Annotated in this window: 17 protein-coding genes; 10 read left to right on the top strand and 7 right to left on the bottom strand. The window is 62.3% G+C overall.

The genetic code is table 11. From position 1 onward, the window contains the following. Positions 1-50 precede the first annotated feature (50 nt). The 3 genes from FA94_RS04095 to FA94_RS04085 form a co-directional block, all read right to left on the bottom strand. Positions 51-857, bottom strand: coding sequence for an ATP-binding cassette domain-containing protein (locus FA94_RS04095; protein WP_035547022.1), 807 nt, complete (start codon positions 855-857; stop codon positions 51-53). Between the two features lie 35 nt (positions 858-892). Next, the gene (locus FA94_RS04090) at positions 893-2077 is read right to left on the bottom strand and encodes an ABC transporter permease (protein ID WP_035547020.1); all 1185 of its coding nucleotides are present in this window, start codon (positions 2075-2077) and stop codon (positions 893-895) included. A 298-nt stretch (positions 2078-2375) separates the two neighbouring features. Beyond that, the gene (locus FA94_RS04085) at positions 2376-3422 is read right to left on the bottom strand and encodes a sugar ABC transporter substrate-binding protein (RefSeq protein ID WP_035547018.1); all 1047 of its coding nucleotides are present in this window, start codon (positions 3420-3422) and stop codon (positions 2376-2378) included. 277 nt (positions 3423-3699) lie between these two features. On the opposite strand from FA94_RS04085, the gene FA94_RS04080 reads away from it, so the two are divergent. From FA94_RS04080 to galU, 5 genes are all read left to right on the top strand, one after another. Next, positions 3700-4581: a MurR/RpiR family transcriptional regulator gene (locus FA94_RS04080; protein WP_035547012.1), complete on the top strand. Its 882-nt coding sequence runs from the start codon at positions 3700-3702 to the stop codon at positions 4579-4581. Beyond that, the gene (iolG, locus tag FA94_RS04075) at positions 4574-5590 is read left to right on the top strand and encodes an inositol 2-dehydrogenase (protein ID WP_035547010.1); all 1017 of its coding nucleotides are present in this window, start codon (positions 4574-4576) and stop codon (positions 5588-5590) included. Before FA94_RS04080 ends, iolG begins: the two co-directional genes overlap by 8 nt. After that, positions 5590-6618, top strand: coding sequence for a Gfo/Idh/MocA family oxidoreductase (locus FA94_RS04070; RefSeq protein ID WP_035547007.1), 1029 nt, complete (start codon positions 5590-5592; stop codon positions 6616-6618). Before iolG ends, FA94_RS04070 begins: the two co-directional genes overlap by 1 nt. A gap of 804 nt (positions 6619-7422) precedes the next feature. Beyond that, the gene (locus tag FA94_RS04065; RefSeq protein WP_035547004.1) at positions 7423-10320 is read left to right on the top strand and encodes a valine--tRNA ligase; all 2898 of its coding nucleotides are present in this window, start codon (positions 7423-7425) and stop codon (positions 10318-10320) included. An 84-nt stretch (positions 10321-10404) separates the two neighbouring features. Continuing rightward, complete coding sequence (gene galU, locus FA94_RS04060; protein WP_035547003.1) at positions 10405-11286, top strand: UTP--glucose-1-phosphate uridylyltransferase GalU; 882 nt, start codon at positions 10405-10407, stop codon at positions 11284-11286. Positions 11287-11428: 142 nt separating this feature from the next. On the opposite strand, the gene FA94_RS04055 is transcribed toward galU, so the two are convergent. Beyond that, complete coding sequence (locus FA94_RS04055) at positions 11429-11656, bottom strand: sulfurtransferase TusA family protein (RefSeq protein WP_035549249.1); 228 nt, start codon at positions 11654-11656, stop codon at positions 11429-11431. A gap of 167 nt (positions 11657-11823) precedes the next feature. Beyond that, complete coding sequence (locus tag FA94_RS04050; protein ID WP_176059620.1) at positions 11824-12405, bottom strand: TetR/AcrR family transcriptional regulator; 582 nt, start codon at positions 12403-12405, stop codon at positions 11824-11826. Between the two features lie 353 nt (positions 12406-12758). Here FA94_RS04050 and FA94_RS04045 point away from each other — a divergent pair, with 353 nt between their 5' ends. The 5 genes from FA94_RS04045 to FA94_RS04025 all read left to right on the top strand — a co-directional run bounded on the left by FA94_RS04045 (position 12759) and on the right by FA94_RS04025 (position 18230). Beyond that, a complete protein-coding gene (locus FA94_RS04045) occupies positions 12759-13589 on the top strand; it encodes an SDR family NAD(P)-dependent oxidoreductase (protein ID WP_035547000.1) in 831 nt (276 codons plus the stop codon). Beyond that, a complete protein-coding gene (locus tag FA94_RS04040) occupies positions 13544-14260 on the top strand; it encodes a YceI family protein (protein WP_081935660.1) in 717 nt (238 codons plus the stop codon). Before FA94_RS04045 ends, FA94_RS04040 begins: the two co-directional genes overlap by 46 nt. A 79-nt stretch (positions 14261-14339) precedes the next feature. Continuing rightward, the gene (locus FA94_RS04035) at positions 14340-14972 is read left to right on the top strand and encodes an NAD-dependent epimerase/dehydratase family protein (RefSeq protein ID WP_035546996.1); all 633 of its coding nucleotides are present in this window, start codon (positions 14340-14342) and stop codon (positions 14970-14972) included. Positions 14973-15099: 127 nt separating this feature from the next. Continuing rightward, the gene (locus FA94_RS04030; RefSeq protein WP_035546993.1) at positions 15100-17454 is read left to right on the top strand and encodes a UvrD-helicase domain-containing protein; all 2355 of its coding nucleotides are present in this window, start codon (positions 15100-15102) and stop codon (positions 17452-17454) included. Then, a complete protein-coding gene (locus tag FA94_RS04025) occupies positions 17451-18230 on the top strand; it encodes a 5'-methylthioadenosine/adenosylhomocysteine nucleosidase (RefSeq protein WP_035546991.1) in 780 nt (259 codons plus the stop codon). The genes FA94_RS04030 and FA94_RS04025 overlap by 4 nt, the downstream gene beginning before the upstream one ends. 69 nt (positions 18231-18299) lie before the next feature. Here the strand turns inward: FA94_RS04025 and FA94_RS04020 are convergent, their stop codons facing one another. After that, a complete protein-coding gene (locus FA94_RS04020) occupies positions 18300-20204 on the bottom strand; it encodes a propionate--CoA ligase (protein WP_035546989.1) in 1905 nt (634 codons plus the stop codon). 210 nt (positions 20205-20414) lie between these two features. Beyond that, a complete protein-coding gene (locus tag FA94_RS04015) occupies positions 20415-21713 on the bottom strand; it encodes an MFS transporter (RefSeq protein ID WP_035546987.1) in 1299 nt (432 codons plus the stop codon). Positions 21714-22103: the final 390 nt, after the last annotated feature.

Here is a 22103-nt window from a genome sequence, read left to right as displayed (position 1 = left end):
GTGGGATTCGGCGTCTTGGCACCGGGCCCACGCGAATAGATCAGATCCAATCAGATCGTCGCGCCTTCGAGTTCGCCCATCATCTTCTGCATCTCGGCGCCGCCGGCCATCATGTCGAGCACTTCGTCCTTGCTGATGGTGTCTTTCGTGAACGTGCCGAGCGATTTGCCGCGATTGAGCAGCGTGAACGAATCGCCGATCGGATACGCGTGATGAACGTTGTGCGTAATGAAGATCACCGAAATACCTTTGGCGCGCGCCTTGTGAATCAGCTTCAGCACATTGAAGCTCTGCTTCACGCCGAGCGCGGCGGTCGGTTCGTCGAGAATCAGCACGCGCGCGCCGAAGTGAATCGCACGCGCGATCGCCAGACATTGCTTCTCGCCGCCTGACATCGTGCCGATCGGCTGATGCGGGTCGCGCACGTTGATGCCCATTTCCGCCAGCTTGTCGCGTGCGGCGGTGGCGCAGTGTTCGAGGTCCATCACGTTGATGAAGCCCAGCAGCTTTTTCTGCGGCTCGCGTCCCATGAAGAAATTGCGCGCTACCGAGAGCAGCGGCACCAGCGCCAGATCCTGATAGACGGTCGCAATGCCGAGATCGAGCGCATCTTTCGGCGACGTGAAGCGGACCGGTTTTCCGTCCACCAGATACGTGCCTTCGCTCGGCTGATGCACGCCGGCGAGCGTCTTGATCAGCGTCGATTTGCCCGCGCCGTTGTCGCCGAGCAGGCAATGCACTTCGCCGCGCCGCAGTTTGATGTTGATGTCCTTCAGCGCGATGATGTTGCCGAAATAGCGGCTGACATTTTCCAGCGACAGGATGTAGTCGCCTTCGGTCTGTTCGAGGGTGCTCATCGTGAACTCCGTGCCTTAGCGAAAATTAGCGAGGTTTAGCGGGACGCCGCGACGCGGCTACGCACGTAGTGGTTGAACAGCACGGCGAACAGCAGCATCACGCCGAGGAACACGCGGAACCAGTCGGAGTCGACGTTGGTGTAGGTAATGCCGATCTGCACGACGCCGAAGATCAGCGCGCCGAAGCAGGCGCCGATCACCGAGCCGTAGCCGCCGGTGAGCAGCGTGCCGCCGATTACCGCGGCGATGATCGCTTCGAATTCCGCCTGTAAACCACGGTCGGCCGCGGCCGAGCCGATGTCGCACACCTGCAGCACCGCATACAGGCACGAGCAGAACGCGGTCAGCACGAACAGCGAGATCTTCACGCGCCGTACCGGCACGCCGACGTTCTTGGCCGCGTTGGCGTCGCCGCCGACGGCAAAGATCCAGTTGCCGAAGCGGGTCCGTGCCAGCACGAACGCGCAGACGATCGCCAGACCGAGCCACCACAGCAGCACCTTGGGAATGCCGGGCACGAGCGGCACGCCGTTGTCGAGCATCTTGACGAGACCGAGATGGCCGAGCCAGACGAACAGACCTTTGAACGCGACACCCTGAAACAGCGTGTGCGCCAGCCAGTCCTGACGCGCGACGTCGCCGACACCGGAGATGATCGTGCGATCGGCGAACATCACGGACAAGGCGAGCGTGAGGCCGCGCAGAATGAACAGGAAGGCGAGGGTGACGATGAACGACGGCAGCCGCGTGCGCATCACCAGATAGCCGTTGAGCGCGCCGAGCAGCATCGAGCCGGCGAAAGCGAAAATGATCGCGAGCCAGATCGGCCAGTGGAAGTACATGGTGGGCAGCGCGACCATCATGCCGGCAAAGCCGATCATCGAGCCGATCGACAGATCGAATTCGCCGGCGATCATCAGCACGCACGCGCCGACCGCGATCAGGCCCAGATAGGCCGCGACTTGCGACCAGTTCATCACGCCGTCGAGGTTGAACATCCCCGAGTTGCCGGCCGCCAGGCCGAACACGATAAACACCATCGCGGTGCCGGCGAGCGCCGCGAATTCCGGGCGATTCAGCAGATGCTTGAACCACGATTCGCGGCGTACGCGTTCGTCGGCGCCAGCCGCCGTCGTGGTGCTGGCCTGTCCCGTCGGGTCCTGCGGGTCGGTCGGCGGCTGCTTGCGGGGATGGGGATGAAAAATGTTGGCGACACCCATTTGAAGCTCTCCTTGATACGCCGGCGGGCGACTGGTCGTCGGCAACCCGTGCGGCGTTTGAAGCAAAGTAAATGCGGCGAATAGTGGCGGCCTGTCGCGTCGGTCTGTGCGGCATGCCGGTGCAGCGCGACGAGGCTGCACGTCAAATACAACGGGCGGGCGAGTGCCGGCCGGGCCGAATCGATCCGCCCGTTCCCCGCTTGATTGTTGTTGGCCGCGAGCGAGGCGATCGTCGTGATCGCGATGCCCGCGGCGGGTTCAGGCTATGCGTGGCCAAGCGGCTTAGCGGATTACCGGCTTAGCGGTACTGCCCCGCGTACTTCAGCACCTTGTCGACGTTAGCCTTGGTGATGAAGCCCGGCCCAGAGCCGATATTGCGCGGCCCATACGAAGGCGCGAGCCCGTAAGTGGCGAGCCGTTCCTTGAACTTCGGATTGGCCTGCAGGATCTGGCGGATCTTCGCCGGGTCGGTGGTGTGGTCCTTCTTCACGATCGCCAGCACGGCGACCGGGATATAGCCCTGCAAGTACGGTTGCTGATCGATCGCGAACTGGATCGTGCCGTCCTGGATCGCCTTCGCGATGTCGCTGTCGAAGTCGAACGTAGCGAACCAGAGCTTGCCCGCGAGGCCCATCTGTTGCAACGCCTTGATGGTCGGATCGGCCGACAGCGGACCGAGCGCGAGCACCGCTTGCGTGTCCGGATGATTACGCAGATACGCGCTCACCTTGGACTGCACGCCGGTCGGGTCCTGACCCGCGTCGAGCGTGGAGGTTTTGAAGTCGACGCCGAGTGCGTCGGCAAAACCACGGCAACGTTCGAACGAAGCCGGATTCGTCGCGTAGTGGTTCACGCACAGGAACGACTTGATGCCCGCGGCTTTCGCTTTCTGGCCCGCCGCTTTGCCGGCCGCGTATTCAGGTTGGCCCACGTGCATGATCGCGCCGAGCTGCGCGCTTTGCTCTTCAGTGCCGGAGTTGATCGTGACGAGCGGAATGTGTTTCTGCGTGACCTTGGCGATCGAACTCTTCAGCACGTCGAAGTCGGCGATCGAGACGATCACGCCGTCGTAGTTGCGCGCCGCGGCCTGTTCGACCAGCCGCGCCATGTCGGCGATGTCGCCGTTCGGCGGATTGCGGTAATCGGTCTCGACGTTGAAGTCCTCGTCGGCCTGTTTGATCGCGTTCTTGATGGTGTTCCACCACGAATCCGAATCCGGCGCGTGGCTGATCAGCACGAAATGGGCGTCAGCCGCGCGGGCGGCCGAGGCCGCGCCGAATCCCGTCGCCAACGTCAATGCCGTCACCAGAATCCTGAGCGCACCCTTGCCCTTGCAAAGTCTCATTGTCTCCACCTTTCTCGGTCTGTCGTTATTGAAGGGAGCGTCTGGCGGGCGGCTTTCCGTTCGCAAACCTGGCCGTGCGGGTTCAGCTCGGCGCCATCGCTCACGACCAAGATTAGGCCATCTTCCTGAGCGTTGCAATGAAAATTTCATGACAAATAAAAATAGAAAATACGTTCCATTTGATGGGGTGGCTGCCTATAATCGGCAGCGTCAGGACGCCGTGTGGCGGGCTTTACAGGCCGATACCGCACTGCAATAAAGCACCCGAGAGAGAGCCATGGCGGAAGAGAGCATCGAAGAATTGCCGAGCGTCGAAGAATTGATGCAGCGCATCGCGGAAAACTACGAGGCGCTGCCGCGTCAGTTGAAGAACGTCGCGACGTATATCGAACAGCATCGCGCGAGCGTGATGGTGGATCGCACTAGCGACATCGCCGCGAGTTGCGGCGTGCATCCGTCGGCGGTGGTGCGGTTTGCGCAGCGCTTCGGGTTTTCCGGCTTCTCGGATTTGCAGGCGGTGTTTCGTCAGGCTTACACGGGGCAGGGCAGTTCGTCGCCGAGTTATCAGCAGCGCATTCGCAAGCTGATCGACGAAAAGCCGGGTGCGTTGTCGGGCGGTTCGGTGGCGCGGGAATTTATCGCGGCGTCGCGTGGCGGGCTGGAAGAACTCGAAGCCGGCCTCGACGACGCGCAGTTCGACGCCGCCGTGAAGATGCTGCAGCAGGCCGACAACATTTACGTGATCGGCGTGCGGCGTTCGTTTCCGGTGGCGAGCTACATCGTCTACGCGTTGCAGCACACGCCCAAGCGCGTGCATCTGGTGTCCGGTTTCGGCGGCATGTACCGCGAACAGATTCGCAGCGTGAAGAAGGGCGACGTGGTGATCGCGATCAGCTTCGCGCCGTACGGCAAGGAAACGCAGTATTGCTTGCGCGTCGCGCATCACCATCAGGCGAAAACGCTGGTGATTACGGACAGCCAACTGTCGCCGCTGTCCCGCTACGCGACCACCCAACTGTATGTGAAAGAGGGCAGTGCGTTCGCGTTCCGCTCGCTGACCAGCACGATCTGTTTGTGCCAGGCGTTGTTTATCGCGCTCGCGTACAAGCTCGAATTGAACGTTGAAGAATCCAAAGACACTGGAGGATACGATGACTGATGTGGCAAAGACGATCGATGTAGCGGTATTCGGCGCGGGACGCATCGGCAAGATTCATGCGGCCAATCTCGCGCGGCAACCGGGCGTGCGGCTCAAGTATGTGGTCGATGTGAATCGCGAGGCTGCCGCGGCGCTCGCCGCCGAGCATGGCGCGCAGGTGGCGGATATCGACGGTGCGATGGGCGATGCGTCGATCGGCGCGACGGTGATCTGTTCGAGCACGGACACGCATGCGGACCTGATTCTGAAATCCGCCGCGCAGAAGAAGCACGTGTTTTGCGAGAAGCCGGTCGATCTCACGCTGGAGCGCGCGCGGGCTTGCGCCGACGCGGTGGCGCGCGCGGGCGTGGTGTGCATGATCGGTTTTCAGCGCCGCTTCGATCCGACGTTTTCCGCATTGAAGGCGCGTATCGACGCGGGCGAAATCGGCACACCGGAGATGCTGGTGGTGACGAGCCGTGATCCCGGTGCGCCGCCGGTCGATTACATCCGGCATTCGGGCGGCATTTTCAAGGACATGCTGATTCATGACTTCGACATCTTCCGCTGGATTCTCGACGACGAAGCCGACACGCTGCACGCCACCGGCAGTTGCCTGACCGACCCGGCGATTGCCGAGGCGGGCGATATCGATTCGACGGCGGTGACGATCCGCACGAAGCGCGGCCGCTTGTGCCAGATCAACACCGCGCGGCGTGCCGCGTATGGTTACGACCAGCGTTTCGAAGTGCTCGGCAGCACCGGCATGCTGCAGGCGGGCAATGTGCGGCCGACGGAAGTCACGGCGTACTCGAAAACCGAAGTGTCGAGCGATGTGCCCGAAGCGTTTTTCCTCGAACGTTATCGTGCAGCGTATGCGCTTGAAATCGCGCATTTCTTCGATGCGGTGACGCGCGGCAAGCCGGTGCGCACGACCGTCGCCGATGGGTTGAAAGCGCTTGAACTCGCCGATGCCGCCACGCGTTCGTGGCGCGAGGGCCGTGCGGTCAAACTCGGCGAGGCGTTGTGATGAGCGCGGACACGGGGCGGCTGCGGCTGGGCGTGGTGGGGTTGGGGCGGCTGGGCAAGCGCCATGCGGAGAATCTTGCGTACCGGGTGCCGGGCGCCGCGCTGGTGGCGGCCTGCAGTCCGGTGGAGGAGGAGCGCGCGTGGGCGCGTGAGGCGCTGCCCGAGCCGCGGCTTTATAACGATTACGCCGAGTTGCTGGCGGATCGTGAGGTGGATGCGGTGTGGCTGGTGACGCCGTCGTCGTTGCACGCGCAACAGATTATCGATGCGTTGCAGGCCGGCAAGCATGTGTTTTGCGAGAAGCCGTTGTCGCTGGATCTGGCGGAATGCGAGCGGGTGCTGGCCGAGGCGGCGAAGTATCCGCATTTGCAGGCGACGATTGGGTTTATGCGGCGCTTCGATCCGAGCTATCGGGATGCGTTCGACAAGATCGAAGCGGGCGCGATTGGGCGGCCGTTTCTGGTGCGCTCGCAGACGACGGATCAGAACGATACCGATGGTTTTTTTGTGCGCTTCGCGGCGACGTCGGGCGGGATTTTTCTGGATTGCACGGTGCACGATATCGATGTCGCGCGGTGGCTGTTGGGGAAGCCGCGGGCCACGCGGGTGTTTGCCGCTGGGGCGGTGGCGTTGCATGAGGGGTTGCGGGAGTTTGGCGACGTTGACAATGGCGTCGCGATTTGTGAGTTTGAGGGTGGCAAGCTTGCCGTGTTTTATGCGTCGCGGACGCAGGCGCATGGGAACGATAGTCATAGCGAAGTGATCGGCACGGCCGGGGCGCTGGCGATCGGGCGGAATCCGTCGGTGAATCGGGTTGAGATTTATGATCGATCCGGGATCCGGAATGAGTGCACGCCGACGTTTTTTGATCGGTTTGAAGAGGCGTTTCTGGTTGAGGCTAAGGAGTTTGTTGCCGCTGTGCGGGGTGGAAGTGCCTGCGGCGCTACGCTCGCTGATGCGGTTGAGGCTACGCGGATTGGGAGTGCGTTGAGGGAGTCGCTTCTGAGCGGGCAGGCTGTGGTTTTGTAGGTTGTGGTTGGGCCGCGGCGCTTTGCGTTGTTGGCCTGCTGCTTTGGCCTTTCCTTGAGTTCACGGTGGTCTATTAGCGTTGCCCCTGTGCGGGGCGGCACCTACTTTTCTTTGCTTGCCGCAAAGCAAAGTAGGCAAAAGAAAGCGGCTCAAACCGCCAATTCTTAAGCGGGTTTCGTGGTCCACCACCGGTAGTGGTGCATCTGGAATCTGTGCTCTCGCGCATTCCGCGTTCGTGACAAGGCCATCGTTCATCCCGCCTCGCGCTACGCGCTCGCCGGAACGGTTCACCTCGAACCAGTGGCTTTTCTGCGCGCGGCGGGAGCCGTCGGCTTCGCCTCGGCGATGCGCCAAAATGTGTTGCTGATTTCGGCGTTGTTGAGAAAGCCCCTCATGTTCCGGCGAACACCCGCCACCGGCGCGCCCAGTCCCGATGTTTTGGTGAACGACCGCTACGGCGCGCGCAGCGCCGCCGGAAGAATGACTGCCTTGTCATCAGCGCGGAGTGTGCGGGGGCACGGATTCCAGATGAGCCACTACCCGTCGCGGACCATGGGACCCGCTTAAGAGTTAGCGGTGTGAGCCGCTTTCTTTTGCCTACTTTTCTTTGCGGCAGGCAAAGAAAAGTAGGTGCCCCCCCGCACAGGGGGATCGCTAATAGACCACCGCGACAACAAGGAAAGGCCAACGCAGCAGAGAGCACAACTCAAGCGCCGAGCAGGCCAAAAACCAACCTCAAAAATCGCTCAACCCCAACCCCCGCTTATAATCAAAGATTCCACGCATCCACCAGCAGAAAGCCCCATGAGCGAGACCCCGAGCGAGACCCCGAGCGACACCACCGCCACCGACACCCTCTCCAAGAGCTTCGAACCCCACACCATCGAAGCCCACTGGGGCCCGGAATGGGAAAAACGCGCTTACGCCGCACCTTCATTCGACGGGAACAAGAAAGACTTCTCGATCCAGCTGCCGCCGCCGAACGTCACAGGCACCCTGCATATGGGTCACGCCTTCAACCAGACGATCATGGACGGCCTCACCCGCTATCACCGCATGCTCGGCGAAAACACCCTGTGGGTGCCGGGCACCGACCACGCGGGCATCGCCACGCAAATCGTCGTCGAACGTCAACTCGACGCGCAAGGCGTGTCGCGCCATGACCTCGGCCGCGAAAAATTCGTCGAACGCGTCTGGGACTGGAAAGAGCAGTCCGGCTCGACCATCACGAATCAGGTCCGCCGCCTCGGCGCCTCGATCGACTGGTCGCGCGAATACTTCACGATGGACGACAAAATGTCGACCGCCGTGCGCGACGTGTTCGTCCGCCTGTATGAACAAGGCCTGATCTATCGCGGCAAACGCCTCGTCAACTGGGACCCGGTGCTGATGACGGCCGTGTCCGATCTCGAAGTGGTCAGCGAAGAAGAAAACGGCTTCCTCTGGCATATCCAGTACCCGCTCACCGACGGCTCCGGCCATCTGACGGTCGCGACCACCCGCCCGGAAACCATGCTCGGCGACACCGCCGCGATGGTCCACCCGGAAGACGAGCGCTACGCGCACCTGATCGGCAAGACTGTCACGCTGCCGCTATCGGGCCGCGAAGTGCCGATCATCGCCGACGATTACGTCGACCGCGAATTCGGCACCGGCGTCGTCAAGGTCACGCCCGCGCACGACCTGAACGACTACGCGGTCGGCCAGCGCCACAACCTGCCCATGATCGAAATCTTCACGCTCGACGCGAAGATCAACGGGAACGCGCCGGAAAAATACCGCGGCCTCGACCGTTTCGACGCCCGCAAGCAGGTCGTGGCGGATCTCGAAGCGCTCGGCGTGCTCGAATCGGTCAAGCCGCACAAGCTGATGGTGCCGCGCGGCGACCGCACGAACGTGATCATCGAGCCGATGCTGACGGACCAATGGTTCGTCGCCATGAGCAAGCCGGCGCCGGAAGGCACCTTCAATCCGGGTAAATCGATCGCCGAAACCGCGCTGGACGTGGTCCGCAGCGGCGAGATCAAATTCGTGCCGGAAAACTGGAGCTCCACGTACTACCAGTGGCTCGAAAACATCCAGGACTGGTGCATCTCGCGTCAACTCTGGTGGGGCCATCAGATTCCGGCCTGGTACGGCGAAAACGGCGAGATCTTCGTCGCGAAAAACGAAGAAGACGCACGCGCCAAGGCCACCGCAGCCGGCTACACGGGTGCACTGAAGCGCGACGAAGACGTGCTCGACACATGGTTCTCGTCGGCGCTGGTGCCGTTCTCGTCGCTCGGCTGGCCGAACGAAACGCCGGAACTGAAGCATTTCATGCCGTCGTCGGTGTTGGTGACCGGCTTCGACATCATCTTTTTCTGGGTCGCGCGCATGGTCATGATGACCACGCACTTCACCGGCAAGGTGCCGTTCGACACGGTCTACGTGCACGGTCTGGTGCGCGACGCCGAAGGCCAGAAGATGTCGAAGAGCAAGGGCAATACGCTCGACCCGATCGATATCGTCGACGGTATCGACCTCGACACGCTGGTCGCCAAGCGCACCACCGGCCTGATGAATCCGAAGCAGGCCGCATCGATCGAAAAGAAAACCCGCAAGGAATTCCCGGACGGCATCCCGGCGTTCGGCACCGACGCGCTGCGCTTCACGATGGCCTCCATGGCCACGCTCGGCCGCAACGTCAACTTTGATCTCGCGCGCTGCGAAGGCTATCGCAACTTCTGTAACAAGCTGTGGAATGCCACCCGTTTCGTGCTGATGAACTGCGAAGGCCACGATTGCGGCTTCGAGCAGCCGGCACAGTGCGGCGAATGCGGCCCGGACGGCCATCTGCACTTCTCGCAGGCCGACTACTGGATCGTCTCGCGCCTGCAGCGCGTGGAAGCGGAAATCGCCAAGGGTTTCGCCGACTATCGTTTTGACAATGTGGCCAACGCCCTATACAAGTTCGTATGGGACGAATACTGTGACTGGTATCTCGAACTCGCCAAGGTTCAGATCCAGACGGGTCAGCCGAACCAGCAGCGCGCCACGCGCCGCACGCTGTTGCGCGTGCTCGAGACGGTGCTGCGCCTCGCGCATCCGGTGATTCCTTTCATTACCGAAGCGTTGTGGCAGAAAGTGGCGCCGTTGGCCGGACGTTATCCCGCGGGCAAGGCCGAGGGCGAAGCGTCCATCATGGTGCAACCTTACCCTGTTGCCGAGCCTTCGAAGATCGACGAAGACGCGGAACAATGGGCAGCCGATCTGAAAGCGGTGATCGACGCGTGCCGGAATCTGCGCGGTGAAATGAATCTGTCGCCGGCGGTCAAGGTGCCGTTGCTCGCGGCCGGCAACGCGGAGCGCCTGCGTACCTTTGCTCCGTACGCGAAGGCGCTGGCCCGTTTGTCGGAAGTGCAGATCATCGCGGACGAAGCAACGCTGGACGCCCAGGCAGATGGCGCGCCAATTGCTATCGTAGGGAATGACAAGCTCGTCCTGAAGGTCGAAATCGATGTCGCCGTGGAGCGCGAGCGTTTGTCGAAAGAGATTGCGCGGTTGAGCACGGAAATCATCAAGTGCAACGGCAAATTGCAGAACGAAAGTTTTGTTGCGAAGGCGCCGCCGGCAGTCGTTGAGCAGGAGCAGAAAAGGCGGGCTGAATTCGAAGCCACGGTGGGCAAGCTGCAAGCCCAGTTGGCGCGGTTGCCCGCCTGATCGGGGCTCCGTGTCCGCCTGTGATCAGAGGGTGATCGGGCGGACAAGGACTGATAGCTAAACCAGAGGACTCAGGGTAATCACATGCTAAAAGTTACAAAAGCGGTATTTCCGGTAGCAGGTCTTGGCACGCGGTTTCTCCCCGCCACGAAGGCGAGCCCGAAGGAAATGCTGCCGATCGTCGACAAGCCGCTGATTCAATATGCGGTGGAAGAAGCCATGGCGGCCGGCATCACCGAAATGATTTTCGTCACGGGGCGCAGCAAGCGGGCCATCGAGGACCACTTCGATAAATCGTACGAAATCGAAGCGGAACTGGAAGCGCGCGGCAAGGACAAGCTGCTCGAACTGGTGCGCAGCATCAAGCCGAGCCATGTGGACTGCTTCTACGTGCGTCAGCCGGAAGCGCTGGGCCTCGGTCACGCGGTGCTGTGCGCGGAAAAGCTGGTGGGCGACAACCCGTTCGCCGTGATTCTCGCGGACGACTTGCTGTACGGCACGCCGCCGGTCATGACGCAGATGATCGAGGTGTTCGACCACTATCACAGCTCGGTGATTGGCGTCGAAGAGATCCCGGCACAGGAAACCAAGTCGTACGGCATTGTCGACGGCAAGGAGTGGGAAGACTCGATCATCAAGATGTCGGGCATCATCGAGAAGCCGGAACCGAGCGTGGCGCCGTCGAATCTCGGCGTGGTGGGCCGGTACGTGTTGAAGCCGCGTATCTTCGAACATTTGCGCGCGCTGAAACCGGGCGCTGGCGGCGAATTGCAACTGACGGACGCGATCCAGTCGTTGCTCGCCGACGAACAGGTGCTGGCGTACAAGTATCACGGCACGCGTTTCGACTGCGGCAGCAAGCTTGGCTATCTGAAGGCGACGGTCGAGTTCGCGTTGCGTCATCCGGAAGTGGCCGCTGATTTCGAAGAATATTTGCGTACCCGTTCGCCGGTGCTGGAAGGCTGAACGAGAGTTAGGCGCATTGGCCTGTTCGCAGGTCGTTTTAGCCTCTCGATAGCATCAGACTGACGTAAAAAAGGCGCTGTGCCCGCGATTGCGGGGCACAGCGCCTTTTGTTTGGGCGTTCGGTGCGTGAGTGACTGCCGGGTTAGCGGCGTTTCATCAGGAACGTGAAGACTTTGTCGTGAGTCGAGGTTTCGACGATTTCGTTGCCGGTTTGTTTGGCGAAGGCGGCGAAATCGCGCTGCGAGCCGGGGTCGGTGGCGAGCACTTTGAGAATCTGGCCGCTTTCCATGTCGGCGAGCGCTTTTTTGGCGCGCAAGATGGGCAGCGGGCACAACAGGCCGCGTGCATCGACTTCTTTGTGAATCTGAATTTGCATCGACGATGACCTTCGGGAACGGCGCGTCGCTTGCGGCGACGCTGAAGTGTGAAATTCTACAGCAGGGTGTGTCGGGGCGTGCGGCGATGGGCTGGGCTGTCGTTGCTTCGGCGTTGTCGGCCTTGGCTTGCCGTCGACGCGCCTGCCCGGATGCTTACTAACTAACCCTTCGCGCCTTGATCCGTTTCGGCGCATCGGTTCGACTGTTGATCGAGAAGATCGAAAGCCTCGTCGATGTAGTGCGTCAACGGACGCGCCGCGTCGTCCAGTCGCCAGTTGTCTTTGGCAAACCGGAGCGTACCCATCGCCATCATGGCGGCCAGACGCAAAGCCGGTCGCCGGATCGGATCGGGCCATAGTTCGTACATCGCCTCGGCCAGTACCGCCTCCAACTGAATATGAAGCGCTTCTTTGCGTAGCCGAAGCGTTTCTATCGATCGCAGGATTCGGTCCGCCATGACCGATTCCTCGGTCTCATACAGCGACGCCAAGGTCAAAAAAGTCTTCCGGGCCGCGTCGAACGGCGATTGCTCCGGCGCTTGCTTCAGGAAAGTGGGACGCAGAAGGCGCGGGATGTTGCCGCTCTCGTGCGCCAGCAGAACCTCTTCCTTCGACTTCAGATAATAGAAAAAAGTACGCCGCGAGATGCCCGCTGCCGCGGCGATCGCGTCGAGCGTCGTCGCTTCGTAACCGTTTTCTATGAAGAGCTTGAGACCGGCTTGGGCGATCTGATCGAGCGTCAACTGACGTTTGCGTTCGCGCAACTCGTTCGGGATTTTCTCTGTGTTACTCATCGTGGTCACTCTGACGGCCGCTGCGATTCAGTATTTTTCCACCCGGAAAGCAGTCTGAACTTGCCGGGGGTGTAAGGGTTCAGGGGCGCTTTATCGCTATCGGAATCGAACATGGTCCGTGGCCGGCAGGCGGCGACGGGCGATTCCCGTTCTCTGATTATGCCGTAGCCGCCCGATGCCTCCGCCGCGCGCTTGCGGCGGAACGAAGCGATCACACTCCGTATTTCTTGACAGAACTACACTCAGTGCGATAAATTGCACTGAGTGTAGTTCTGTTTTGTCGAAATAACGGAGTGGCCAACATGACGTCATCAAAAATCTGGTTTATCACCGGTGCATCGAGCGGGTTCGGTCGTGTGTGGACGGAGGCGGCGCTGCAACGCGGCGACCGGGTCGTCGCCACCGCGCGAGACGTGAGCAAGCTCAATGACCTGGTCACCGCGCATGGCGATGCGGTTCTGGCCTTAGCGCTCGACGTGACGGATCGGCATGCCGTATTCGAGGCGGTCGGTCAGGCGCATCGGCATTTTGGCCGCCTCGACGTTATCGTGAGCAATGCCGGTTATGGTTATATGGGCGCGATCGAGGAACTGGAGCCCGAGCAAGCCAAAGCCAGCTTCGACACCAACGTATTCGGGACGCTCTCGGTCATTCAGGCCGCGCTGCCGATCCTGCGAGCGCAGGCCAGCGGTCATATCCTGACGGTGTCGAGCATAGGCGGCGTGATTGCCTTCCCGACCGGCGGCACGTACACGGCCACCAAGTTCGCCGTCGAAGCCTTGTCGGAAGCCCTGGCGGCCGAAGTCGCCGCATTCGGCATCAAAGTCACGATCGTGGAACCGGGCCACTTCACCACCGGGTTTCGCGCGGCGGTGCAAGTCCCACCGGCCATCGACGCTTACAACCCCATCCGCCAGGCCATTCGCGCGTCATTCAAACCTGGGGATTTCGGCGATCCGGTCGCCACCTCCGCGGCCATTTTCCAAGCCGTGGACGCTGCCGAGCCGCCACTTCGCCTCGTGCTCGGTTCGACGACGATCGCGAAGTTCAAGGCGGTTTACGCGGCGCGACTGGCCAATTGGGACAAATGGGAAACCGTATCGAATGCAGCTCACGGCACGCAACCGGTTTAACGCCGCGATTGTGCGAAGTCGATCAAAAACCCGAATGGTCGAACATTCCATCGACACTCAATCTCAACCCAAGATGGACTCTATTCATGTCGTTTTCATTGAAGTCACTTTGTGCGGCCGCCCTGATCAGCGCCGCGCCGTTTTCTGCCGCGTTCGCGGCTGACACGTTCGCGCTGGACCCAGCCCATACCCAGACCATTTTCACGATCGACCATCTCGGTTTCTCGACAATCACCGGAGCGGTTCACGATATTAAAGGCACGCTGCTTCTGGATACGGCGAAACCCGAAAACAGCGTGGTGACGGTGACCATGGCCGCGGACAGCGTCGACACGGGCTTCGCGGCTCGCGACAAAAGTCTGCAAGGGCCGATGTTCTTCAACGTCGCGCAATTTCCGACCATGACATTCAGGAGCACGCACATCAAAATGACGGGCGACAAGACGGCCGACATTCAGGGCGACTTCACCCTGCTCGGGATCACCAAACCGCTGATTCTCAAGACAACGTTCAATCGCATGGCGCAGGACACGACCGGTACAAACGTATTTAAGGCCGGCTTTACCGCCACGACGATAATCAGGCGTTCCGATTTCGGCATGAAGGCCTATGTCCCTTATGTTGGCGACGACGTCCACGTGACGATCAATTTCGAAGGTATCAAGCAATAGGCTTTCGGTCTTTGCTGACTCCAAACCGTTTTAGACTGGTTCACGTTGGATCGAACACCCGGACAGGAGGGCGTGAACAATGAAACTGCTATTGCTGGGAGCGACCGGGTTAGTGGGAAGCAGAACCTTGAAGCTCGCGCTCTCCAATCCCGCCTTTTCCGAGGTGATTGCGCCGACGCGGACACCGCTTGCACCAAACGACAGACTGGTGAACCCGACCGGCTCGCGCCTCGACGAGCTGGTTCCACCGTTGATGTCGTACCGGCCCGATGCGGTTATCTGCGCATTGGGCACGACCCAGGCCAAAGCGGGCACGAAGGAAGCGTTCCGTTATGTCGACTACGAACTCCCCGTTGCAATCGGCAAAGCCGCGCATCGTGCCGGCGTGGAAACGTATGCGATTGTGACCGCGATGGGCGCATCGACTCAGTCCATGAGCTTCTACTACCGGACCAAAGGCGAGGTCGAGCGGGACATCCTGGACATCGGATTCCGCTCGCTGACGATCTGCCAACCCAGCCTTATCGGCGGGGAGCGGAATGAAGCGAGGCGCGCGGAGGGCGCGGCGCTGACGGTGCTTCGGCTGCTGGCGCCGATCCTGCCGAGGAAATTTCACGTCAATCCGGCAGAGGCCATTGCTGCGGCCTTACTCGACGCAGTCGTCGTTGCAAAAACGGGTTGTCGTCGGATCTATTCCGAAGAAATGAACTGAGCGTGTCGGCCCGGGTTCCGCGGCCGGAAGGATCGCGAAAAAGCGCCGCTGCCGGACGGAGAATCAAAAAAACCGCGCCCGCCGTGGGGCATATAATGTCCCCCGACCTGCCGCTCCTCCGAGAAAAATGCCCGACCTACTCGCCAACCTGAACCCCGAACAACACGCCGCCGTCACGCTCCCCAACGAGCCGGCGCTCATCCTCGCCGGTGCAGGCAGCGGCAAAACCCGCGTGCTCATCACCCGCATCGCGTGGCTCATCCAGCACGGGCTGGCGTCGCCCGCCACCGTCCTCGCGGTGACCTTCACCAACAAAGCCGCGCGCGAAATGATGTCGCGTCTCCAGGGGCTGCTGCCGATCGACACGCGCGGCATGTGGATCGGCACCTTCCACGGCCTCTGCAATCGCATGCTCCGCGCGCACCATCGCGACGCAGGCCTGCCCGCCACGTTCCAGATTCTCGATACCGCAGACCAGTTGTCCGCGATCAAGCGTCTGATGAAGGGCCTCAATATCGACGATGAAAAGTACCCGGCCAAAAACCTCCAGTACTTCATCAACAACGCGAAAGAACAAGGCCTGCGCCCGAAAGACGTCGACGCGACCGACAACTTCAACCTCAAATTCGTCGAACTCTACGGAGCCTACGACCAGCAGTGCCAGCGCGAAGGCGTGGTCGATTTCCCGGAACTGCTGCTGCGCTGCTTCGAGCTGCTCGCGCATAATCCGCCGCTGCGCGCCCACTATCAGGCGCGCTTTCGTCATATCCTCGTCGACGAGTTCCAGGACACCAACAAGCTGCAGTACGCGTGGCTCAAAATGCTGGCCGGCCAGACCAACTCGATCTTCGCGGTCGGCGACGACGACCAGTCGATCTACGCGTTCCGTGGCGCGAACGTCGGCAACATGCGCGACTTCGAACACGAGTTCAACGTCCGCCATCTGATCAAGCTGGAGCAGAACTACCGCTCGCACGGCCATATTCTCGACGCCGCCAATCAACTGATCGCCAACAATTCGCGACGTCTCGGCAAAAACCTGCGCACCGACGCGGGTCACGGTGAACCGGTGCGCGTGTACGAATCCGCTACCGATTCGCAGGAAGCCGGCTGGATCGTCGAGGAAATCAAGGCGCTGATCAGTACCGGCACGTCGCGCAGCGAAGTCGCGATCCTGTATCGCAGCAACGCGCAGTCGCGCACGATCGAACACACGCTGGTCAACGCGGGCATCGCGTATCGCGTGTATGGCGGCTTGCGCTTTTTCGAGCGCCAGGAAGTCAAGCACGCGCTCGCCTATCTGCGCCTGATCGACAATCCGAACGACGACACCGCGTTCGTGCGCGTCGTCAATTTCCCGACGCGCGGTATCGGCGCGCGCTCGATCGAACAACTCGCGGACGCGGCGCGTCTGTACAACTGCTCGATGGCCGCGGCGATTCCGTACGTGGCGGGCAAGGCGGGTTCGAGTCTTTCCGCGTTCGCGAACCTGGTCGGCAAGATGCGCGCGGAAACGCAGCAGATGAGCCTGCCGGAAACCGTCGAGTACGTGGTGCGCACGAGCGGGCTGTCCGAGTTCTATCAGAACGAACGCGAAGGCCAGGACCGACTGGAGAACTTGCAGGAACTGGTCAACGCGGCGGCGGCGTTCGTCAGCGAAGAAGGCTACGGCATGGACACGCCGGCGCGGTCCATTCCGCTGCGCCCGGGCGCGAGCGCCGCGCCTGAGCTGGCGGTCGCCACCGACGACCCGAATACCGTCGTGTTCGACGCCCCCGGCATCGCCGATCCGGCGCAAAACCCGGACACGATGACGCCGCTCGCCGGCTTCCTGTCGCACGCATCGCTCGAAGCGGGCGACAACCAGGCGCAAGCCGGCCAGGAGGCCGTGCAACTGATGACCGTGCACGCGGCCAAGGGGCTGGAGTTCACGGCGGTGTTCATCACCGGTCTCGAAGAGGGCCTGTTCCCGCACGAGAACAGCGCGATGGAGTCGGACGGTCTGGAGGAAGAGCGGCGCCTCATGTATGTGGCGATCACGCGCGCGAAGGAGCGTTTGTATCTGTCGTTCGCGCAAAGCCGCATGCTGCATGGCCAGACGCGCTACAACATCCGCTCGCGCTTCTTCGACGAACTGCCGCAGGAAACCCTCAAGTGGCTCACGCCGAAGATCGAGGCGGGCGCGCGCTGGGGCGGCGGCCGGTCGGACAACGCCGGCTATGGGCGCGACTGGTTCGCGCGGCCGGGTTATACCGGGCCCGCGTCGTCGACGCCGGCGCCGTTGCCGGCTTTCGCGAATGAGCAGCGGGCAGCGGAAACGGGCTTCCGCGTCGGGCAGCAGGTGTTCCACACCAAGTTCGGCGAAGGCACGATCACCGCGCTCGAAGGCGGCGGCGTCGACGCCAAGGCGCAGGTCAAATTCAAGCGGCACGGCGAGAAGTGGCTGGCGCTCGCGGTCGCCAAATTGCAGGCGGTCGAATGAGCGCCGCGCCGTCACATCGTCCGCTCGGCATTCTGGCGGCGCTGCCGCAGGAACTCGGCGATCTGATCGACGCAATGCGAGCCGAGTCCGGCGTACGCACGATCACGCACGGTCAGCGCGACTATCACCTCGGCACCTTCCACGGCGCGCCTTGCGTCGTAACGCTGGCGCGGGTCGGCAAGGTGGCGGCGTCGGCTACGGTCAGCGCGCTGATTCACGCGTTCGAGGTCGAAGCGGTCGTGTTCACCGGCGTCGCCGGTGGCGTGGGCCCGGAGGTGCGGGTCGGCGATATCGTCGTGGCCAACGCGCTGCTGCAGCATGATCTCGACGCGTCGCCGCTGTTTCCGCGCTTCGAAGTGCCGTTGCTGGGCGTGTCGCGTTTCGCGGCGGATGCGGCGCTGGCCGATCAGCTCGCGGCGGCTTGCGAACGCTTCGTCGCTGAAGAGGGCGCAGTGTCGGCGGCGCGGTTTGGGACTCAGGCGCCGCGCGTGCATCGCGGCCTGATTATCAGCGGCGATCAGTTCGTGGCCAGCGCGGCAGGCGTCAAAGCGCTGCGCGACGCGCTGCCGGACGCGCTCGCGGTCGAAATGGAAGGCGCGGCAATCGCGCAGGTTTGCTACGAATACGGTGTGCCGTGCGCGGTGGTGCGCACGATCTCGGATACCGCCGACGATCACGCGCCGGAGTCGTTCGTCTCGTTTCTCACGGAGATCGCCGGCACGTATTCGAACGCGATCCTGACGCGGTTTTTAGCAGCGCGGAGTTCGGCGCACTGACTGACCCGTGTCGCGGAATGAATGACAACAACGCCGGCTGCATGCCGGCGTTTTTTGTCACAGCGCACGCTAATCCTTCCCCATCTCGTCCAACGCCTCGCGCACTTGCTGCAACGCCGCCGGATCTTCAATGGTCGGCAAATCGCCCGGCTCACGTCCCTCCGCAAGCGCCGCGATTGCGCGGCGCAGCAGCTTGCCGGAGCGCGTCTTCGGTAGCATCGACACCACCACCACGCGCGCCGGCCGCGCAATCGCGCCGAGTTGACGGTCGACCGTCGCCGTGAGGTCGGCTTCCAGCTTCGTGCGTTTTTTTGCGCCCGCATAAGCGTCGGCGTCGCGTAGCACCACGAAGGCCATCGCCGCTTGTCCCTTGAGCGCATCCGTCACGCCGACCACGGCCACTTCCGCCACGGCTGCGTGGCTCGACAACGCTTCCTCGATCTCGCGCGTGCCGAGCCGATGGCCCGCGACGTTGATCACGTCGTCGGTCCGGCCGAGGATCGTCACGTAGCCGTCTTCGTCCTGAATGCCCCAGTCGAAGGTGGAATAGAGCTGCTGGTTCGGAATGCTCGACCAATACGTGCTGACAAAGCGTTTGTCATCGCCCCAAACCGTCGACATGCACCCCGGCGGCAGCGGATAAGCCAGCGTCAGCACGCCTTTCTCTCCCGGCGCACAGGGCTCGCCGCTCAACTCGTCGCGCAAGCTCAGATTGAAACCCGCCGACGGCACGCCCGGCGAGCCGAGCTTGGTGGGCAACGCTTCGACGCCGCGCGGAATCGCCAGCATCGGCCAGCCGGTTTCGGTCTGCCAGTAGTTGTCGATCACCGGTTTGCCGAGCGCCTTGGTAATCCACGCGGCGGTGGGCTCGTCGAGCGGTTCGCCGGCCAGAAACAGCGTGCGCAGGCTCGACAGATCCGCTTGCTTCAGCAGCGCCGGATCCTGCTTTTTCAGCACGCGCAACGCGGTCGGCGCGGTGAACATCAGATTGATCTTGTGCTGTTCGACGAGGCGCCACCAGATGCCGCCATCCGGCCGGATCGGCGTGCCTTCGTACATCACGGTGGTCAGGCCGGCGATCAGCGGTGCGTAAATGATGTAGCTATGGCCGACCACCCAGCCGACGTCCGACGCGGTAAACATCGTGTCGCCGGGCTTGCCCTGGAAGATGTGTTCCATCGACGCCGCCAGCGCCACCGCATAACCGCCGACGTCGCGCTGCACGCCCTTCGGCTTGCCGGTTGTGCCCGACGTGTACAGCACGTAAGAAGGCTCGTTCGATTCGAGCCATTCGCACGGCACATGGGCGTCGTAGAACTGGGCGCGCAGCGGTTCGTAGCTGACCAGGTAGCTGGCGTTGAGCCGCTCCGGCGCGAGTTGCCGGTCGATCAGCAACACGTGCGGCGTCTTGTGGGTGGCGCGCGCGAGCGCTTCGTCCATCAGCGGCGTGTAGTCGATCACCTTGCCGCCGCGCGCGCCGGCGTCGGCGGTCACGATCAGCACCGGCTTCGCGTCGTCGATGCGGGCCGCGAGATTCGGCGCCGCGAAGCCGCCGAACACGACCGAATGAATCGCGCCCAGCCGCGCGCAGGCAAGCATCGCGAACAGCGCCTCGGGGATCATCGGCAGATAGAGCAGCACCACGTCGCCGCGCTTCACGCCGAGCGAGCGCATGACCGCCGCCATCCGGTTGATTTCCGCGTACAGCTCGGCGTACGTGTAGCGCCGCTCGATACCGGTTTCCGTCGACACATAGACCAGCGCATTCTGCTGCGCGCGCGCGGCCAGATGACGATCCACCGCGTTATGGCACAGGTTCGTGCGACCGCCGCTGAACCAGCGCGCGAACGGCGGATTCGAGCGGTCGAGCACCGTGTCGAACGGCGTCTCCCAATGAATCCGTTGCGCTTCGTCGCGCCAGAAGGCTTCGGGGTTCTCGATCGAACGGCGGTGGAAGTCGCGGTAGCTGGTCATCGACGGCAATCCTTCTGCTGCGTGAGTGAACCTGAGTGAACGGGATAGCGGAGCGGGCGGCCGGCTTGCGCGGCGCGGGAGCAGGGTGTGGTCCCGCACAAGGATAGAACAGGCGCGACGTTGCGGACAACGCGGGTTGTCCATGAGCGACCGACCCACAAAAAAGGCGCCGCAGCGCCTTTCTCTGAAACCCACTTTCGAGCTAACCGGTCACGCCTTCGCGCGCTTGCCTTCGACATCCGGCAGAAACACCGTCAGCACGCCGATCAGCGGCAGGAACGAACAGACCTTGTACACATACGCGATGCTGGTGGCGTCGGCCAACTGCCCAAGCACCGCGGCGCCGACGCCGCCCATGCCGAACGCGAAGCCGAAGAACAACCCCGCGACCATGCCCACCTTGCCGGGAATCAGCTCCTGCGCGTAGACGATGATCGCCGAGAACGCCGAGGCCAGCACCACGCCGATGATCACCGTCAGCACGCTGGTCCAGAACAGGTTCGCGTAGGGCAGCAGTAGCGTGAACGGCGCGACGCCGAGAATCGATACCCAGATCACGTACTTGCGGCCGATCCGGTCGCCGATCGGACCGCCGATCACCGTGCCCGCGGCCACCGCGGCGAGGAACACGAACAGATGGATCTGCGCGGCCTGCACCGGCAGATGGAACTTGTCGATCAGATAAAAGGTGAAGTAGCTGTTGAGGCTGGCGAGGTAGAAGTACTTCGAGAACACCAGGAGCATCAGCACGCCCATCGCGAACATGACCTTGTTGCGCGACAGCGTGGCGTGCGGTGCCGAGTTGCGCGCCTTCTTGATCGACGGATGCCGTTTGTACCAGCGGCCGATCTGCGTCAGCACGACGATCGCGACCAGCGCCGCCACCGAGAACCACGCGATGCTGCGCTGGCCATGCGGAATCACGATCAGCGCGGCGAGCAGCGGCCCGAGCGACGAACCGGCGTTGCCGCCCACCTGGAACAGCGACTGCGCGAGACCGTGCTTGCCGCCCGACGCCATGCGCGCGACCCGCGACGACTCCGGGTGAAACACCGACGAGCCGCAGCCGACCAGCGCCGCCGCGACCAGCAGCACGCCGAAGCTCGGCGCGACCGACATCAGCAGCAGGCCCGCGAGCGTGAAGCCCATGCCGACCGGCAGGGAATACGGCTTCGGATGCTTGTCGGTATAGATGCCGATAAACGGCTGCAGCAGCGACGCGGTGATCTGATAGGTCAGCGTGATCAGCCCGATCTGACCGAACGACAGCGCGAAGTTGTCTTTCAGCATCGGGTAGATCGCCAGGATCAACGACTGGATCATGTCGTTGAGCAGGTGCGAAAAGCTGATCGCGCCGAGCACGGAATACACCGTGCGCTGGACCGTGGCGGCCGGTTGCGCAGTGGCGGGGTTGGCTGCGGGATGGGCAGCGGAGTTGGCGGACACAGTGCCGTTTCCGGCTCCGGCCGACGCGCCGGCGAGGGCGCTTTTATCGAGGCTCGTTTCCATGCGGTAGATGACAGAAAAGGAAGATGACGGGAAAGGATTCGATGCTGCCGGTGCGCCTTGCCGCTGGGCGTGGACTGCTGCGACATTTCGACGCGGCAACCGGCGTAATCAGCTATTTGTCGCAGTTTAATGTGGCTTGAGCGAAATGTAAGGACAAGTTTTGTCGCGAATCGGACATGATTTGTCGATGCATGCCACATCGCGACACGCCGAAAGCGGGAGCCGCCTGCACCGTCACGGTGCTTGATGCGCGTGTGTTGCCCTTACCACGGGTGGCTGGCGACTCGTCGGATAAATCCGGCTCGGGGATTTTTGGCCGTGTATAAAACGGTCGCGGGCGCGAAGCTTACAAGGCGATGCGTCGAGGACCGGGCAATACGCGGTCGGCAT

Source organism: Burkholderia sp. 9120 (assembly GCF_000745015.1).
Taxonomy (GTDB): domain Bacteria; phylum Pseudomonadota; class Gammaproteobacteria; order Burkholderiales; family Burkholderiaceae; genus Paraburkholderia.
The sequence above is the reverse complement of the archived record's forward strand: the minus strand, read 5'-3'. Positions and strand labels throughout refer to the sequence as shown.

What these genes read in the sequence shown, in the direction of transcription:
- FA94_RS04095 (WP_035547022.1), bottom strand. Translation starts at nt 857, where the DNA reads ATGAGCACCCTCGAACAGACCGAAGGCGACTACATCCTGTCGCTGGAA.
- FA94_RS04090 (WP_035547020.1), bottom strand. Translation starts at nt 2,077, where the DNA reads ATGGGTGTCGCCAACATTTTTCATCCCCATCCCCGCAAGCAGCCGCCG.
- FA94_RS04085 (WP_035547018.1), bottom strand. Translation starts at nt 3,422, where the DNA reads ATGAGACTTTGCAAGGGCAAGGGTGCGCTCAGGATTCTGGTGACGGCA.
- FA94_RS04080 (WP_035547012.1), top strand. Translation starts at nt 3,700, where the DNA reads ATGGCGGAAGAGAGCATCGAAGAATTGCCGAGCGTCGAAGAATTGATG.
- iolG (WP_035547010.1), top strand. Translation starts at nt 4,574, where the DNA reads ATGACTGATGTGGCAAAGACGATCGATGTAGCGGTATTCGGCGCGGGA.
- FA94_RS04070 (WP_035547007.1), top strand. Translation starts at nt 5,590, where the DNA reads ATGAGCGCGGACACGGGGCGGCTGCGGCTGGGCGTGGTGGGGTTGGGG.
- FA94_RS04065 (WP_035547004.1), top strand. Translation starts at nt 7,423, where the DNA reads ATGAGCGAGACCCCGAGCGAGACCCCGAGCGACACCACCGCCACCGAC.
- galU (WP_035547003.1), top strand. Translation starts at nt 10,405, where the DNA reads ATGCTAAAAGTTACAAAAGCGGTATTTCCGGTAGCAGGTCTTGGCACG.
- FA94_RS04045 (WP_035547000.1), top strand. Translation starts at nt 12,759, where the DNA reads ATGACGTCATCAAAAATCTGGTTTATCACCGGTGCATCGAGCGGGTTC.
- FA94_RS04040 (WP_081935660.1), top strand. Translation starts at nt 13,544, where the DNA reads ATGGGAAACCGTATCGAATGCAGCTCACGGCACGCAACCGGTTTAACG.
- FA94_RS04035 (WP_035546996.1), top strand. Translation starts at nt 14,340, where the DNA reads ATGAAACTGCTATTGCTGGGAGCGACCGGGTTAGTGGGAAGCAGAACC.
- FA94_RS04030 (WP_035546993.1), top strand. Translation starts at nt 15,100, where the DNA reads ATGCCCGACCTACTCGCCAACCTGAACCCCGAACAACACGCCGCCGTC.
- FA94_RS04025 (WP_035546991.1), top strand. Translation starts at nt 17,451, where the DNA reads ATGAGCGCCGCGCCGTCACATCGTCCGCTCGGCATTCTGGCGGCGCTG.
- FA94_RS04020 (WP_035546989.1), bottom strand. Translation starts at nt 20,204, where the DNA reads ATGACCAGCTACCGCGACTTCCACCGCCGTTCGATCGAGAACCCCGAA.
- FA94_RS04015 (WP_035546987.1), bottom strand. Translation starts at nt 21,713, where the DNA reads ATGGAAACGAGCCTCGATAAAAGCGCCCTCGCCGGCGCGTCGGCCGGA.